This window comes from Flavobacterium geliluteum (assembly GCF_017948595.1).
GTDB lineage: Bacteria > Bacteroidota > Bacteroidia > Flavobacteriales > Flavobacteriaceae > Flavobacterium > Flavobacterium flavipigmentatum.
Map to the genome: position 1 here is coordinate 192,253 of NZ_JAGFBV010000004.1, position 16,173 is coordinate 208,425.

General features: G+C 33.5%; 11 protein-coding genes and 3 pseudogenes. 4 read left to right on the forward strand and 10 right to left on the reverse strand.

What is annotated here, in order from left to right:
• The first annotated feature begins 451 nt into the window (after positions 1-451).
• From J3495_RS04025 to J3495_RS04035, 3 genes are read left to right on the forward strand one after another with little or no spacing between them, the layout of a single operon-like run.
• Positions 452-3,472, forward strand: a complete 3,021-nt coding sequence (locus J3495_RS04025; RefSeq protein WP_210665287.1) for a SusC/RagA family TonB-linked outer membrane protein — start codon at positions 452-454, stop codon at positions 3,470-3,472.
• Between the two features lie 11 nt (positions 3,473-3,483).
• A complete protein-coding gene (locus J3495_RS04030; RefSeq protein ID WP_210665288.1) occupies positions 3,484-4,872 on the forward strand; it encodes a RagB/SusD family nutrient uptake outer membrane protein in 1,389 nt (462 codons plus the stop codon).
• Positions 4,873-4,883: 11 nt separating this feature from the next.
• Complete coding sequence (locus J3495_RS04035; protein WP_210665289.1) at positions 4,884-7,562, forward strand: alpha/beta hydrolase family protein; 2,679 nt, start codon at positions 4,884-4,886, stop codon at positions 7,560-7,562.
• A 75-nt stretch (positions 7,563-7,637) separates the two neighbouring features.
• On the opposite strand, the gene J3495_RS04040 is transcribed toward J3495_RS04035, so the two are convergent.
• A complete protein-coding gene (locus J3495_RS04040) occupies positions 7,638-7,913 on the reverse strand; it encodes a DUF6520 family protein (RefSeq protein ID WP_262898251.1) in 276 nt (91 codons plus the stop codon).
• Positions 7,914-8,007: 94 nt separating this feature from the next.
• The gene (locus J3495_RS04045) at positions 8,008-9,528 is read right to left on the reverse strand and encodes a MauE/DoxX family redox-associated membrane protein (RefSeq protein WP_210665291.1); all 1,521 of its coding nucleotides are present in this window, start codon (positions 9,526-9,528) and stop codon (positions 8,008-8,010) included.
• 345 nt (positions 9,529-9,873) lie between these two features.
• On the opposite strand from J3495_RS04045, the gene J3495_RS19415 reads away from it, so the two are divergent.
• Positions 9,874-10,008: a T9SS type B sorting domain-containing protein gene (locus tag J3495_RS19415; RefSeq protein ID WP_210665302.1), complete on the forward strand. Its 135-nt coding sequence runs from the start codon at positions 9,874-9,876 to the stop codon at positions 10,006-10,008.
• Between the two features lie 103 nt (positions 10,009-10,111).
• Here J3495_RS19415 and J3495_RS04055 read toward each other — a convergent pair.
• The 8 genes and pseudogenes from J3495_RS04055 to J3495_RS04085 all read right to left on the reverse strand — a co-directional run.
• Positions 10,112-10,780, reverse strand: a pseudogene (locus J3495_RS04055) (IS1 family transposase); the annotation flags it as partial.
• Positions 10,781-10,951: 171 nt separating this feature from the next.
• Positions 10,952-11,341: a DUF2750 domain-containing protein gene (locus J3495_RS04060; RefSeq protein WP_210665293.1), complete on the reverse strand. Its 390-nt coding sequence runs from the start codon at positions 11,339-11,341 to the stop codon at positions 10,952-10,954.
• 93 nt (positions 11,342-11,434) lie between these two features.
• The gene (locus J3495_RS19170) at positions 11,435-12,070 is read right to left on the reverse strand and encodes a polymorphic toxin type 8 domain-containing protein (RefSeq protein WP_236025390.1); all 636 of its coding nucleotides are present in this window, start codon (positions 12,068-12,070) and stop codon (positions 11,435-11,437) included.
• Positions 12,068-12,262, reverse strand: a pseudogene (locus tag J3495_RS19420) (RHS repeat domain-containing protein); the annotation flags it as partial. The gene J3495_RS19170 and the pseudogene J3495_RS19420, both read right to left, overlap by 3 nt.
• A 305-nt stretch (positions 12,263-12,567) precedes the next feature.
• Complete coding sequence (locus J3495_RS04070) at positions 12,568-13,221, reverse strand: zeta toxin family protein (protein WP_210665294.1); 654 nt, start codon at positions 13,219-13,221, stop codon at positions 12,568-12,570.
• Positions 13,222-13,299: 78 nt separating this feature from the next.
• On the reverse strand, positions 13,300-14,991 hold the full coding sequence (locus tag J3495_RS04075) for a hypothetical protein (protein ID WP_210665295.1): 1,692 nt from the start codon (positions 14,989-14,991) through the stop codon (positions 13,300-13,302).
• 17 nt (positions 14,992-15,008) lie between these two features.
• Entirely contained in the window at positions 15,009-15,863 is an 855-nt protein-coding gene (locus J3495_RS04080; protein WP_210665296.1) for a hypothetical protein, read from the reverse strand.
• A gap of 72 nt (positions 15,864-15,935) precedes the next feature.
• Positions 15,936-16,173: pseudogene (locus tag J3495_RS04085) on the reverse strand (tyrosine-type recombinase/integrase); the annotation flags it as partial.

The window sequence follows — 16,173 nt, forward strand, 5'->3', positions numbered from 1 at the left end:
TTTAATATTATTTGCTTTATGCATATAATTAAATAATTTTGCGATTCTTCATAAAAAATAATTGAAGCATTCGCTTAGAATCTCGTTTTCAAAAACTGGCGTTTTATATACCACGAGAAGATAAGTAAGATGCTCACGTCTTATGGCGTGGGCTCACTTATTTGTGGTAGGGCGCCGCCAGTGCCTTGAAAACGATAAGCTGAGTTCCGCGCCTTTTTATTAGGTTCCTAATCTCTTCTAAATTCTTAGCGATACTTTATTACTTACATGAATTCGCAGTATGACAAGTTTAATTTTAAAACTGATACTATTCATGTAGAAAAGAAATCAATCCTTTATGATCATTAAGCCGTTTACTTAATGCATAAAAAATGGCCCTCTACGCAGCGACCAAACTAGTATAGAGGACCGTAGCTAATCAAATCATCGTTTAACTAACCAATTCAATATTATGAATATTTTTTCATTTTACAAGGATGGGAAAGCTCTTTATTGTCTTTTTTTTATTTGGCTTTGCTTGTCTTTCTCATCACTTTTTGCTAAATCTTATGATTGTTATGATACCTTTTTTTTACCAGAGTATCAAATTCAGGGTACTATCACCGATGGCATTAATCCTTTAGCTGGTGTAACTATTAGTGTTAAAAGTAAATCTAATTCTACAACTATTTCAGATTACAGTGGACAATATACTATTTCTGCTTCTACTCAGGATACTTTGATAGTTTCCTTTGTTGGTTTTAAAAGGGCCTTGATTCCTATAAATGGTCGGTCTGTAGTTAACGTTGAGTTATTGTTTGATACAACAACTCTTCAAGAAATAAAAATCAATGCAGGATACTATTCGGTAAAAGAAAGCGAACGTACTGGAAGTATCGCCCGCATTACGTCCAAAGATATCGAAATACAACCCGTAACTAATGTACTTGCTACGATGCAAGGTCGTATGGCAGGTGTAAATATCATACAGACCACAGGAGTTCCAGGAGGTAATTTTGATATTAAAATTAGAGGACAAAATAGCATTCGCTCAGAAGGTAATGCGCCTCTTTATATAATAGATGGCGTACCCTATGCTTCCGAAACTATAGGATATAATCAGACTTCCACTATCTATCCATCCACTACAAGTCCTTTAAACAGTATAAATCCGGATACCATAGAAAGTATTGAAATACTAAAAGATGCAGATGCCACGGCTATCTATGGTTCCAGAGGAGCCAACGGTGTGGTACTTATCACCACTAAAAAAGGAAAAGCGGGAAAAACAACTTTTACTGTTACCCCCTCAATGGGATCTGGAACTGTTACCAAATTCATGAAACTTATGAATACCGAGCAATATCTTGCTATGCGAAAAGAGGCTTTTAAAAATGATAACATTCCATACAGCTCGTCAGATTATGATGTAAATGGAACATGGGATCAAAACAGATATACCGATTGGCAGAAGGAACTGATCGGTGGAACTGATAGCATAATGGATCTTCAAACAACCATTTCAGGAGGATCAGAAAAGACACAATTCCTGATTAGCGGTTCTTATCATTCGGAATCCAGCGTATTTCCGGGTGATTTTATCTATAGAAAAGGCGGTTCCCAATTCAATCTCAACCACCGATCCCAAGACAATAAATTCAGGCTAACGTTCTCAACAGGATATAATAGTCAAAATAATAATCAGCCCGCCTTTGACTTTACCTATGATGCCCGTTCACTAACTCCTAATGCACCTAAACTTTATGATTCAAATGGTAACCTTAACTGGGAAAATGGTACTTGGGATAATCCCTTGCGTAATCTTAATGCTAAATTTGAATCCAAAACAAATAACTTTATTGCCAATTGCGTACTGTCATATGAACTGTTTTCAGGACTAATAATCAAAAGTAATATAGGATATACCGATTTAAATACTCTCGAAACCCGCATCTCTCCTTCCTCAATATACAATCCAGCTTATAATGTTAGTAGTGCCAATTCATCATTGTACGTAAATAATACGGATCGATTTTCATGGATTATAGAACCACAGGTGAGCTGGGTAAAGCAATTAGGACTTGGAAAACTGGATTTGCTTGCAGGGGCTACTTTTCAAAGTCAGACTACCACAAGGTTATTTCAGTCAGGGACCGGATATAGTTCTAACAGCCTCATATATAATCTGGCCTCTGCGAAGTACGTTAATGTACTGCTTAATGATGAAACTATATATAAGTATCTGGCATTTTTCGGACGTGTTAACTATAATTTCGATAAGCGCTACATCATTAACCTTACAGGCAGGCGCGATGGTTCAAGTCGTTTTGGACCTGGCAATCAATTTGCCACTTTCGGAGCCGTAGGTGTGGCATGGCTGTTCTCAAATGAAAATTTTCTAAAAAACAGCTCATGGATCAGTTATGGAAAACTAAGATCCAGTTATGGTACTACCGGCAGTGACCAAATTGGGGACTATCAGTTCTTAAATACCTACTCAACCACAGGAATAAATTATGATGGCACCGTTGGACTTGAGCCAACCAGACTTTACAATGCTGATTTTGGTTGGGAAACCAACAAAAAACTTGAAGCCGCACTTGAATTAGGTTTTTTTCAAGACAAAATATTTACAACAGTTTCCTGGTATCAGAACAAATCATCCAATCAACTGGTGGGAGTGCCACTTCCGGGGACTACTGGCTTTACCAATCTTCAATCCAATTTGAATGCTGTGGTTCAGAACAGAGGACTTGAGATGACCATCAGAACCAATAACCTAGACCGTGAAAATTTTAGCTGGACAACCAGCGTGAACCTTACCTTTGCCAAGAACAAACTCCTTAGTTTTCCCGGATTAGAAAATTCTCCCTACAGCCAGAAATACCGACTTAATGAGCCTTTAAACATTGAGCTTGTTTACCAATATAAAGGAGTTAATCCACAAACTGGTATTTATGAATTTGAAGACATCAACAAAGACGGCAAGATTACTTTTCCCGAGGACAAACAAAAAACTATTGATCTTAATCCAAAATATTATGGCGGTCTGCAAAATCAATTGCGTTTCAAAAAGTGGAATCTTGACTTTTTATTTCAATTTGTCAAACAAAAAAACAAAATAAATCCAATGGGTTTTGCAGGACAGATGTCTAATCAACCGGTATCCAAAACAGATCGCTGGCAAAAGGCCGGAGACATTACTGCTTATCAATTGTATACAACCGGTTATAATAGTAAGGCTGTAACAGCCGATTATTTATACGACAGAAGCGACGCCTCCATAACAGATGCTTCTTTTGTAAGACTTAAAAATATCTCACTGTCTTATCAATTGCCCATGCCTACAAAGGCGATGCAATGTAAAATTATGTTGCAGAGCCAAAATCTTTTGACTTTTACCAAATACAAAGACGGGGATCCTGAGTTTACTTCCTCAGGATTCTTGCCACCTCTTAAAATCATCACTCTAGGAGCCCAATTAACATTTTAAAACAATATAGTATGAAAACATTTTATGATATAGCAAAGCAAATGTTGTGGTTAGCAATACTGTCTTTTTTTATCAATAGCTGTGATTCTTTTCTCGAGGTAGACCTTCCCAAATCACAGCTTACCACCGTAACGGTATTTGAGGATTATGCTACTGCAAATGCAGCCCTTACAAGCATATATGCAAAAATCAGGGACAAGGGCCTACTCACTGGTAACAATATAGGACTATCGAATCAACTCGGTAATTACACAGATGAGATAATTCCTTATGGTACACCTTCAAATCCTAGTTTGACCTTCTATAATAATAGTCTTTTAGCTGAAAATCCTGATGTTGCTCAGTACTGGAATGACTCGTATAATCAGATTTATGCTGCTAATTCTTTAATAGAAGGTATAGAAGCCAGTACTAAGCTTTCAGATCAAAATAAAAAACAGCTTAAAGGAGAGGCTCTTTTTATTCGTGCCCTTGTACATTTTTATCTGGTGAATATCTTTGGAGACGTTCCCTATATCACCATTACCGATTATAAAAAAAACAGTAAAGTCAGCAGAATGCCTAGCAGTGAGGTATATCAGAATATTATAGGTGATCTGCAAAGCGCTATTACTCTATTACAAAAGGATTATAGTGCCTTGGAACGAATCCGTGCAGACAAATATGTTGCCCGTGCGCTTTTAGCACGGGTTTATCTCTACAATGAATCTTATCCTGAGGCGGCCAACGAAGCTTCTGCAATTCTTAACCAAACCAATCTGTTTACTCTAGAAAATATAAATCAGGTTTTTTTAGTGAATTCCAAAGAAACCATTTGGCAGCTACAGTCGGCAGAAGCCGGTCAAAATACGCAGGAAGCATCCACTTTTATTTTTCTTTTGGGTCCGCCAGCTCTGGTGGCTTTGAATAATGATCTTGTAGGTTCCTTTTCAGTAACTGACCTGCGAGGCTCGAACTGGATTAAAGCAGTCGGTGATGGTACAGCAACGTGGCACCACGCATATAAGTATAAAGAGAAAAACTTTACTTCAATATCCAAAGAATATTCCATTGTTTTCAGACTCGCAGAACAATACCTAATTAGAGCCGAAGCAAGAGCACATCAGGGCGATTTAATCGGTGCTAAAGAAGATTTAAACCAAATCCGAAATCGTGCAGGTCTTGATGATACTAAAGCAATCACTAAAGAAGAAATTTTGGATGCCATACTAAATGAGAGACGATGGGAATTCTTTACCGAATTGGGACACCGTTTTTTTGATCTAAAACGATTCAATCAAATAAATAAGGTGCTCTCAAATAGTAAACCGGGATGGAATACTACGGATCATTTATTTCCCATGCCTCAGAGTGAATTGAGTTCGAATCCTAATCTTGGTGCTCAAAACCCAGGATATTAAAGTCGTTTAAGATGATACACTTCGGCACCAGAAAGCATTTCAGCCCTCTAAGCTCTTCTTTATTGCTAAATGCGCGTTTACACTTTTTTTTAATTTTATTTTTAATTTTGCCATTAGTAGCCTGTTCCTTATGGGGACAGGCTGTGCAAAAAAAAGATCTCACCGCTGCAGACTATCCCTTGTGGGGTACTCTGAGTCTGGAGAAAATATCTCCTGACCAGAATTGGATCAGCTATACAATGACGTACCAGAATAATGTTGATACCTTATTTGTTCGCAATGCTGTAAGTCTCAAAACCTTCTCCTTTGTGGCAATTGAGCATTCTTTATTCACTAAAAAAAACGTTTTTGTTTGTCAAAATAATGAGGGATTGCAAATTACAGATCTCAATACAGGGAAACAGCAGTATATGCCATCAATTAATCAATTCGACTATTCAGCACCGGCCGATCTTTTGCTCCTGACAATCAATCTGCCAAGAGATAAAAAAAGACTCATCCTACAAACTCCAAATGGCAAGGTTGTGAAGAAAATAGCCGATGTTACTGATTTTTCTTTAAGTCCCAACCAGCAACACCTGATTTATGGAACTATTATAAAAGGTAGACATACAGTTATCCTTCTGAATCTAAAAGATACCGCAAAGCAAAAGCTAATTCCATCAAATGTGGAGGATGTAAGTTTTGGCTTTACTTGGCATAAAGATGGAAAAACGGTTGCTTTTGTAACACGGTCTACTGAGATAACCAAAACTGCATTGTTTTATTACACACTTGAAAACGATAAGTTATACCATCTAGATCTGGCAATATTGTCAAATTTCTCCAAGAATACCTTTATACCGGCAGACTTTACCTTTAAAATTTCCATTTCTGATGATATGCAAAAGGTGTTTTTTACAACAAAAAATAATAATCCATTAACTGAAAATAGAAATACTTCCAATGTTGAAATTTGGAACTCCAATGATAAATCTCTTTTTGTCGAAAGAGAAAAAGACGGTCCGTCATCAACCGTTCCCTCAGTTGGGATTTGGCTACCTTTTTCCGATATGGCCACTGAACTAACCACGAGCGAACTCCCCAAGTTAATGCTTTCTGGTAATCAGCAGTATGCTCTTTTATTTAATCCAAAGGATTATGAACCTCAATTTGTAATAAAACCGGGGCCAAGTGATATTTATATTGTCAACCTAAAAACATTCGAAAAACAACTGTTTTTAAAAAAGCATTCCGCTCATTTTTTAGAACTAATACCCTCCCCGACAGGAAACTATATTTCTTATTTTAAAGATGGCCATTGGTGGGTGTATACTATTGCAGATAATACACATCGTAACATTACAGCTGGAATGAACGTTAAATTTACGCCGGAAGATTTATCTTATTCCATCGCAGCAAAAAACTCAAATGCAGGCTGGAGTTTGGGAGATAAAGAAATGCTACTGTATGACGAGTTCGATTTGTGGGCGATTAAGCCCGATGGAACTTCTTTTAGGAGACTCACCCATGGACGTGAATTAAAAATAAAATACAGGCTGGCAAATATACCCGGCAGACAGCCTTATATTTTTATTTACGATGCGCTAAAATTGGACAGTTTTGATCTGGAGAAAGAATTGATTTTGCATGGGCAAGGCGATGATGGAAAAACGGGTTATTTTAAATGGAATAAGGATTCGGGAGAAAAAACAATTAGTTTTAACGAGAGTTACATAGACCAGCTTACTTATACGTCTGAGAAACAAAATTTATTTTACAGGGAACAAAAATTTGACCTATCACCCCAGCTGATGGTACTTAAAAAAGATTCCAATCCTATTTGCATTTTCCAAAGTAATCCACAGCAAAAAAAATACCATTGGGGAAGATCTGAACTTATCGATTACCAGAACGCTACAGGGATAAAAATGAAAGGTGTTCTTCGTTACCCAGCAAATTATGACGCCAAAAAAAAGTACCCCATGATTGTACATGTCTACCAAAGGCAGTACGATCAGCATCATAAATATGTAAATCCTACATTATACATGGAGGATGAAGATAATGATACTCTATGGTCCACACAAGGATATTTTGTTCTTCTTCCCGATATCATTGTAGAGTATGATACACTAGGCTATTCAGCCTTAGATTGTGTTTTGGCAGCTGTCAAAGAAGTGCTTGCTAAAGAAATTATAAATCCAGAGAAAATTGGACTGATGGGACATTCCTTCGGAGGCTATGAGACTTCTTTTATAATTACGCAAACAAACCTTTTTGCCGCCGCCATAGCAAGCGCATCAAGTACCGATCTAACAAGTTTTTATTTTACTCTGGCCAAAAACTTTTCTTACCCTAACATGTATCGCTTTGCAAATGGACAATGGAAAATAACCCAGACCCCATTTGAAGATCCTGAAATCTATTGGCGAAATTCTCCCATAACGTATGCCAATAAAGTAAATACGCCACTCTTGTTATGGACGGGAAAAGAAGATTATAATATTGATCCTCATCAGACTATGGAATTTTATTTTGCCCTTAGAAGTCTGCGTAAAAAATGCATTATGCTGCTTTATCCCGATGAAGGGCATGGTATCTCAAAACCAATTAATCAAAAAGATATGACTCACAGGATTCAGCAATGGTTTGCCTACTATTTAAAAGATGATTTATCGGCAGAATGGATAACTCAAGGTGTGAAATAAATTTTAAAATAAGTTAAAAAAAGCAATGCAGTTCCAGAGTGGAACTGCATTACAATTTACAAAAACCTCAAACATTTAGTTTGCTGGTCGATACAATACTTCATTACAGTTGCCTTGAGCATTTTTACCAAATGCCTGTGGCCCAGATACGCCGTTAAGACGACACGTTTGTGATCCACTTGTGTCACAGTTTACCGGAATGTTACAAGCCCCTTGGGCATTGAGAGCATATCCAATTTTTGGCGCAGAGCTTTTTTCAGTACTTTGCATGGACATGGTGGCAAATGCTCCCGTAATTCCCAGCGTAATAACTACCACTGGCATTACATTTTTTAAAAATAACGTTTTCATAATAATACTATTAAATTAAATATAGGATCTACTCTTTTCTACAGGTTTTCGATCTGGCTTCCTGACATCGGCCAATGTATTTTAATGCTATACTTTATTCGAGCATTTTTATTTCTTTTTTTAGTATATCTCTAAGCTCATAAACAGCCAATTCATCACCTATCAAAGCATACAAATGGGTGTCTGTCACTCTAAAAGATTGGAGTTTTTTATCCTCAATATGATAGATGGCAAAACTCATTAAATAAGCTTTTTTCTTCAGGTCATATACATCAATTATCGAAGCCTGCTTCCATAGTTTCATGTCTTCAAAACGCCCCTGAATTTTGGAATTTACAAAAAGAAGATTGGCATGAACAGCAACATTTGCATTAACAGTCATCGGTGGTGTTGCCATTCTTCTCTCAGTATTATCTTTGAGGTAAGCTACCTTAATTTGAGCACGAGAAATTGTATCAATTGTATGACCTCTGTAGGAGAGTTTTACATTATCATCTGCAACCATAAATTCATTTCTGTAATAATAGACATAGATCATCCGTCTAATTTTTTCATCGTAAACCAGCATGCCGTCCGTATCAAAAACTCCATCTATCTGTTGCTGTAAAAGTGAGTCGTTATAGATAATCTTTGGGGACCTTTCTGCCTTAAAAGTGCTAAAAATATGTGCTGCATTCTTGCCGTTATTAGACCTGAATAGTACCGAGGTACTGTCTAAAGGCTCAGCGATTGTAAAATAATGAAGCCCTTTTATTTCCCTAGTAACTTTCCAATTATTTGTCCTTCCCCAAAAAATGCAAGGAACAGTTCCATCCATCAAATAAAAATAAGCTCCTTTTACTAAAACTTTTATCCTTTTAAATGGTATCTCTTTTGGGTTAAAAGAGATTTTAAATGTCTGTTTAATCTTTAAAGCAGAATCAAAAGCAATAATATGCAAAGGATCTGTGTAATTCCCAAGGTATATTCGGTTCTCACTACTTCCTGCAAAATAGTACGAATTGAATTTTAGATTTACTGTTTTTTGCAGCATAATAGGATGCTGAGGATACCTTCTGATAAAAGGATTTTCATGGTGCATAATCTGTTCTGATGCTAAAAATAAAACAACAACTGCTAGTATGCTCACAGCAACTGAAACTATGGTTATTTTTATCCCAATAGCAGGTTTTCTAAACGATTTACTTTTCCTACTGATGTTATGCTCTAAGATAAGTCCCAATAATCCTAACAAAACAAAAACAATATTAAAAATGAAATGTATATCCCAGCTCATTTTTTCCAATAGACCACCGCAAGAACAAGGAACAAAAGAACTGTAATGGAGTACAATAAAAATATAAGCTGTAAACATAGTCATCATACACACTGAGGCAAATAGTCCCCAGTTTCTGAATCTTGGAGTTGCCAGCAATACTACAATGAAGAGTTCAGCCAAGGGGACAATCCAGAAAATCCATGAAGCAAAAGCACTTAAAAGAGGCGACTGACCAAGTTGTATACGGAAGTTGTCATAGTCAAGTAGCTTACTAACTGCGGCATACACAAAAAGAAGTATGTACAGAAGGGATATAGCATAGAGAATTCGTTTTTTAACAGTTATACTTAATCTCATTTTTTGATATTTAAATTAATACAATTGTGAAATCTCATTCGTTTAGAAATTTTTGTTCCTGATTTAAATCTTGCTGTTAATCAGGTAACTAAATTTCAGAATCATAATTCAAATCCTGCTCCACTTAAAAAAAAAATGTTTTAATTGTCTTGGATTGAAGTTAAAACAAAACTACAATACCCTGTTTTGTAAACTATTGCGAAAATCCCGCTAAAAGTTTATAAAATCCTGCCATTTTAGATAGCATAATAAAAATTAGACTTTTTTTATAAAAAAATAATTAAGAAGCCGAAATATTTAGTCTCAAACTCTTCTATTAGAATTTTTGATCGTTATAGCTAATTAATCAAGGAATTAACTAGTAATACTAATTGGGATGAAACTTATTTTAATCAAAAAAAGCCTTCATCAGATTATTGGTTTGTGGTTAATCGTTTGAATGAAGCAGTATTCAAAAGCTATTTTAGCTTAAAAAGATAATTTTCGATTTAATCTTACTTTTTAGCAACTTATTCAAATCATCAATAAAATCGTTCGAAAATTGTCTCGTTTAGCTCCTGAAATAGACCATTAAAGACCTAACTCAAAACCAAAAGTAAATCTTTAAAACGGCTATAAAAATCACTAAACTTTTACTGAAGCAGATTGTCCGTCGATTTAGTCTTTTGAGATGAGTTCTGAATGTCAAATTTTTCCGTTCAATATGGTTTGTCCCAAAGCGTTTAACTGAATGCTGTTTCTCGTCAATCAGATACCTGTAGTTTTTAAGTCTGTCTGTAAATATCTTTTTTGCTTCTGACAATTTTAGAGTTTCCAGAACACGATTCAGCGTTTTATTGGTTCGTTTCCCAACATTAAAACTCACAACTGTTTTAGAATTCTTTTCCAATGCATAAACCAGCCAGATATAATTTTTCTTGTGTCTGATATAAGTGCACAGCTCATCAACTTCATAAGTTTTGCCTTTACTGATAATCGGCTGATTAATAGTTTTGGCAATTGATACAATTCTTTTTAACAAGGTTGTGGTTGAAATTTTTAATATTCTCGCAGTGCTTCTTATTCCCAAACCTTCTTTAGTTAATTGAATAATATTCTGGTTTATATCTCCTTTATAAGCAAGATATACATAATTTTCAACTCTGGTTTTCCCGCATACTCTGCAAATATATCTCTGAACGCCAGATTTTGTTTTTCCATATTTTATCATGTTTGTAATTTCACCAACACATCTGTAACACCTAGTCTGGTTTTACTCCATTTTTTTCGATTTAAGACATTATAAAATAAAAAAACAGCCCGAAGACTGTTTTAATTTTTATGCGATATTAATATAAATCATTGATAATCTATAAATATTTTATGTAATAATTAACCACCAACACATCTGATACATTACCGACTTCGAAGAGCAGGGTATCTTTTATTCATAATTTTCTAGTTCTTCATTTAAATCTCTTATGAACTCACTTATATTAACTACAAAACCTGATTTACCCTGAACAGGAAAAACATTTATTAAATACTCATTCTCAATAATTATAGGTATAAAAATTTCTTCAAAATCATCTAAACTTATTTTTAACGGAACACACTCTTTCCAATTTTCATCTAAACTGCTTGTAATAAATGCTTCAGCAGTCCAAAAAGATACTAAAATATTATTGTCAACTTCAGACAATGCTATATGACCATTTTTATCCATAAGCGTCCATAATTCTTCAAAATCAGCAATTTTTTTTATAAAATATTTATATCTCTTAAAAGGTTCTAATTTTGAAATATTCTCAATTTCAATTGCATTTAAATTCATTTTATTATTCTTTTTTTTACAAAATATTTTATATCATTAGCTATATATAAGTTCTAACCCTAATCTGATAAAGAAGTTATATTTTTTAATAGCTCAATTTTTTTTTGATTTATTCTTAGTAGTTTTATTTTCATTTAAAACTTCATTCATAGATTTAAATAAATCCGAAATGCCCAAATTAATAGGGTTCATTTCATCTACAAATGTACCTAAATCATTATTTCCAAAAACTTTATTTCCGATGTTTTCAACATTATCAGTTAAAATAGTACCAAAACCAACGATATCTCCTGCAGTTTTTTCTAGTTTTTGTTGATTTTCTGATGAACTCATAGAGTCTTCAGTTGAACCTACAGATCCTTTTGTCGCCGTTACCGCTGCAGCAGATTCAACTACTCTTTCTTTATTAGCTTTCCCAAAATTATCATATTTATGCTGTAATCGATGTAAATCTCTATCTTGCAAATTAGAGTGTTCATAATCATATCCTTTAGCCGCCTCACGACCTCTTTCATGAGCTAAATCTTTTCCAGGTGGATTTCTTATAGTTTTTCTTTTACCTTTTGCTATTTGGTTTATTTCAGACTTTATCCAACCTTTATCCGCACTACTAATGTTTTTATCATTAACTAATTTCTTTAACCTTAATTGTTTTCCAGTTCTTCCAATACTTTTAGCTACATTCTTTATTATCTTTTTTACAGGATCTCCGGGGCCTTCAGGTGCCATTCCATCGGGATCAACAAAATAAATTGGATTATCAAACGCATAATTGTAAGGACTGTGTCTACGCATTTTTTCTGCAAGCGGGTCAACATTCATCCATCGACCAAGTGCAGGGTCATAATTACGTGCACCATAATCGTACAAGTTCAGTGATAGCTCGTCTTGAAGCTCTTTATTGTTATACTTATACTTATAGGGTTCTGTAAACCTTTTTTATATAAAACAACCCCTTGCAAAAAATCTCCATATAAAGAACGTCCATTTACATTTTCCTATAATACGAAATTAGATTTAGTTCGGTTATTTTCCTAATAAAAACATAGCCAATTTATCTCACAAAAAAAGCCCTCATTTCTGAGGGCTTTCGATTGTCATTGAAATAATATTTTATAAAGAACTGGCTTTAATTCTTACGATTTTACCATCCTGCATTACAGCCAGATCGCTATCATTTTTCTTTTTAGATTCAATTAACTTTTCAGCAACTTTAGCCATTGCCTCTATAATCTTCTTTTGAGTCGGTGTTGTTGTTGTTGTTGTTGTTGTTGTTGTTGTTGTTGTTGTTGTTTTGTGTTCTCCCATGATTCGTGATTTTTGAGTTTATCGAACTTGATTTTATCTATAACTTCAATATCGTTACCTAATGTTTTTTGCGCTATTAATTCAGCTTCTACAGATGTATTATCGAAAATCAATGCTTCATTAACTATCGGCAAATATATATCAAATAAATTTGTAATTCCATTTTTATACCGTCGCCTTACAACATCGGTTTCAATATTATGCCCGCCATCCTGAACCCGGAGCTTAACCCTCTCAATAGCCAGATCAACATTATTCAGCCAGAAAAACAAAAGTACAACTTTATAACCTTTTTCCTGAGCTGTGATCACTTTCTGTTTATAGCTTTTTGTGGCTAAAGTAGTTTCAAAGGCAAACACTTCGTTATTCGTTAATAGCTCATTTATTCTGTGAAGCATTATTCTTCCCGCTTCAAAAGCTACCTTTTCCGGTTGAAACGGCGAAAGTCCTTTGGCTATTTCATCAGCATTCACAAATTCTTTACACTGTAAAATTTCAGGAAGAATTGTAAATGAAGCTGTAGTCTTACCAGCTCCGTTACAGCCTGCTATTATATATAGATTTTTAGTCATCAATACAAAGATAATAATTATACACTCAGTGTTATTTAATTTACATTCTTAATTATATGATTAAAAAATTAATGCTTTTTAACCTTTGCCATATTTTCTAAATGCCGCAATTGTTTGATAAATACCATAGCTTATGAAAATTCTAGATAACCAAATAATAAATTGAGTCTCCCAGCTATCGTTATAGTAACTAGCAAGGGATAATTTTGGAAAAGAAGTCATAAATAAAATATAATCTTGGTAGCAATCATCCATTCCAAAATTGATTCCTATCGTTTTTAGATAAAAAGTAAAGAAGAGTAATCCAACTAGTAAAGTAAAAATAATTCCTTGAAACCAACTTCTTCCATTATTATTTGATAATAAATTTAAAAATAAAAGTATACTATCAAAACTTATTTTTTTGCTTAAAAGTAGTTGCCTGTGTTCAAGTGATTCAAATCTATTAGCGCTATCAACATCACCTTTCAGTCTTGCCGTTTTCTTAAGCTGATTGTAAACATTTTTTAAATTATGATTACGCAGAGATTTCTTTTCTATACCGTAACCGGCATTAGGAAATTTACTAAAGGATAAAATTTTCAAAGGATACCTATTAAAATTTGCTCCATCTATATTACTGTTAGTTATAATTATTTCATTAAAAACATTAATATCTGAATTTAAAAAATTTAGGTTACCTGATATACTGTCTTGAATGACAAAGAAAAGTCCTGACTTTACATTTAAAAATGAAACTGAACCTGTATTTTGAAACTCAGAGAGATAAAAAGTAGAAACATCTAAATCTTTAAAGAATATATTTCCAAGGTTTATACCTAATAATGAAATATCAGCATATGTTTTTTCAATTATTATTGTTCCCTTATTTACTCCTGCTAAACTAATCATTACTAAATCACTCTTTTCAACGGCAAAATTATTCACATTCAGTATTTCAAGATAATTACAATTTGAAGTATCAAATCTTTGAATTTTTCTAATATGTACAGTAACGTCTTTTTCAAAATTACATGAATGGAACGTAAGAGACTTTATTATTAATTCTCTCGGTTTGTTTTCAAAATAATTTACATCACTTATTAAAATTAAACCTTTAAATAAACTTCTATAAAAACTTACATGTTCAAATATTCCACATTCAAAATCTATTCTGTTCTGAAATACAGAACCGTCCAGATATAAATTTTTTATCTCAAAATTTCCACTAAACAAGATTCTTTTTTTAAAATCTCCATCAAAAAAAACCGAATCATAAATCCCAGCTTTAAAAGATATTATTGAAAAATTAGTCGAACATTCTAAATTTACTTTTTGAATTTTATTATCCTCTAAAAAATTTATTTTAGACTCTCTATGCGAATAAGTACTGTTTACATTATTTAACTTAATTTCTTTAATGGTTGATGAAACAATCTGAAGTTCCGTATAGTCACCATTTATTTCAATTATATTAGCTTTTACGCTTCTCAATGATAGAGAATGTGATGAATTAGCACTAATTTCAATATCCCACCCATCGCAATTGAAAAAAGATAATGAATTTAACGTTGATTTATCAATAGACAGTCCTTTATCAAAATGACAATCCATAAAATCGAAAGCTCGCGCTGTAAAATTTTCAAATGCTACTAATTCCTTGAATGTACAATTTATAAATAAAATATCTCGTTCAGTATCAAGCTTCCTTTCAATCAGCATATTATCAAAAGTCTGATTTTCGAACTTAAAATCTTCATCCGAAGAACTGCTAAAAATTGTATCTTCCATATATTCGTTCGTCATATTTACATAAAAAAAACTCCTCCACTAAAATCTTCAAAGTTTGAAATATTAATATCATTTAAAACATTACATTCTAAAATATATTTTTTATCCTCAAAGTTAATAGAAGTGCAATAATTACAAATTAGGAACATACATCTTCTTTCAGACAATGATAATGATTGAATCACAAACTGAATATACTGTTCTTTATTGATATTTTGGTTTCCGTCTAATTTCACAAATTTGAGTAATGAATTAATTTGATACAAAAATGCATAGTCAAATGTCGAAACTGAATCCAAAGTTTCCCTGTAAGAGCGATGCAAAGTTTCTTCTTCATAATCTCTGCCATCACTACTTGGTAAATGATTTGAAAAAGCTAAGATAAACTTAGCGAAAAGATTCAAATCCATTATATAGTAAAACGCTTTCTTTATATCATTATGATTCTTCAACAGTTGAAAAAACAAATTTTCAAACTTCTGAATTTCCAGAGTTTCATTCTGTTTTTTCATTTCAAGCTGTTGATTGGACATTTCAGTTCTAGTAAGTTCAAGTTCATATCTATTATGGATTAACTCTATTTGCTGATATAAAATTTGCTGTTTTTGACCTAGAAAGGCAACATATACTAAAAATAATCCTGCGAGAGAAAATGATGATGAAACGACGCCTCCGGATATTGATCCAAGCTTATCAATTATTTCATTTTGATTTGTATTACCTCCTAATAAAATACCATAAAAAACAAAAATCAATAAAAATCCTATAACAATAATAGATATAGCTAAAGTTCTATAATTGGTTATTAAAATATCAATTTTAGAAATCTGTCTTTCAATACTTACAATTCTTCCATTTTGTTGTTCGGTCACTGTGATATCCTTTTTATCAAACGTAAAGAATAATTGTCAGTTTAGCAAGAATATTTACATTAAAACAATTTCTCAAATTGTAGGAAAGTAACGGTTAATCATTTCTCTCTGATGCGAGCTGTTAACTTTAATATATTTTTCCGTAGTTCCCGGCCATTTATGCCCAGCCAGTTCCTGAGCACGTTCCAAAGAAATATTTTTCTCATTGAGCCAGTTGCAGATAACGCTCATTCTGATGGTCTGCGGATTGAGTTTCCGATCTGGAAACAATCCCCTTAAAGGCGCAATCATTGCATGAATGCTATCGACT

What these genes read in the sequence shown, in the direction of transcription:
- J3495_RS04025 (WP_210665287.1), top strand. Translation starts at nt 452, where the DNA reads ATGAATATTTTTTCATTTTACAAGGATGGGAAAGCTCTTTATTGTCTT.
- J3495_RS04045 (WP_210665291.1), bottom strand. Translation starts at nt 9,528, where the DNA reads ATGAGATTAAGTATAACTGTTAAAAAACGAATTCTCTATGCTATATCC.
- J3495_RS04030 (WP_210665288.1), top strand. Translation starts at nt 3,484, where the DNA reads ATGAAAACATTTTATGATATAGCAAAGCAAATGTTGTGGTTAGCAATA.
- J3495_RS04075 (WP_210665295.1), bottom strand. Translation starts at nt 14,991, where the DNA reads ATGGAAGATACAATTTTTAGCAGTTCTTCGGATGAAGATTTTAAGTTC.
- J3495_RS04035 (WP_210665289.1), top strand. Translation starts at nt 4,884, where the DNA reads ATGATACACTTCGGCACCAGAAAGCATTTCAGCCCTCTAAGCTCTTCT.
- J3495_RS04060 (WP_210665293.1), bottom strand. Translation starts at nt 11,341, where the DNA reads ATGAATTTAAATGCAATTGAAATTGAGAATATTTCAAAATTAGAACCT.
- J3495_RS04070 (WP_210665294.1), bottom strand. Translation starts at nt 13,221, where the DNA reads ATGACTAAAAATCTATATATAATAGCAGGCTGTAACGGAGCTGGTAAG.
- J3495_RS19170 (WP_236025390.1), bottom strand. Translation starts at nt 12,070, where the DNA reads ATGGCACCTGAAGGCCCCGGAGATCCTGTAAAAAAGATAATAAAGAAT.
- J3495_RS04040 (WP_262898251.1), bottom strand. Translation starts at nt 7,913, where the DNA reads ATGAAAACGTTATTTTTAAAAAATGTAATGCCAGTGGTAGTTATTACG.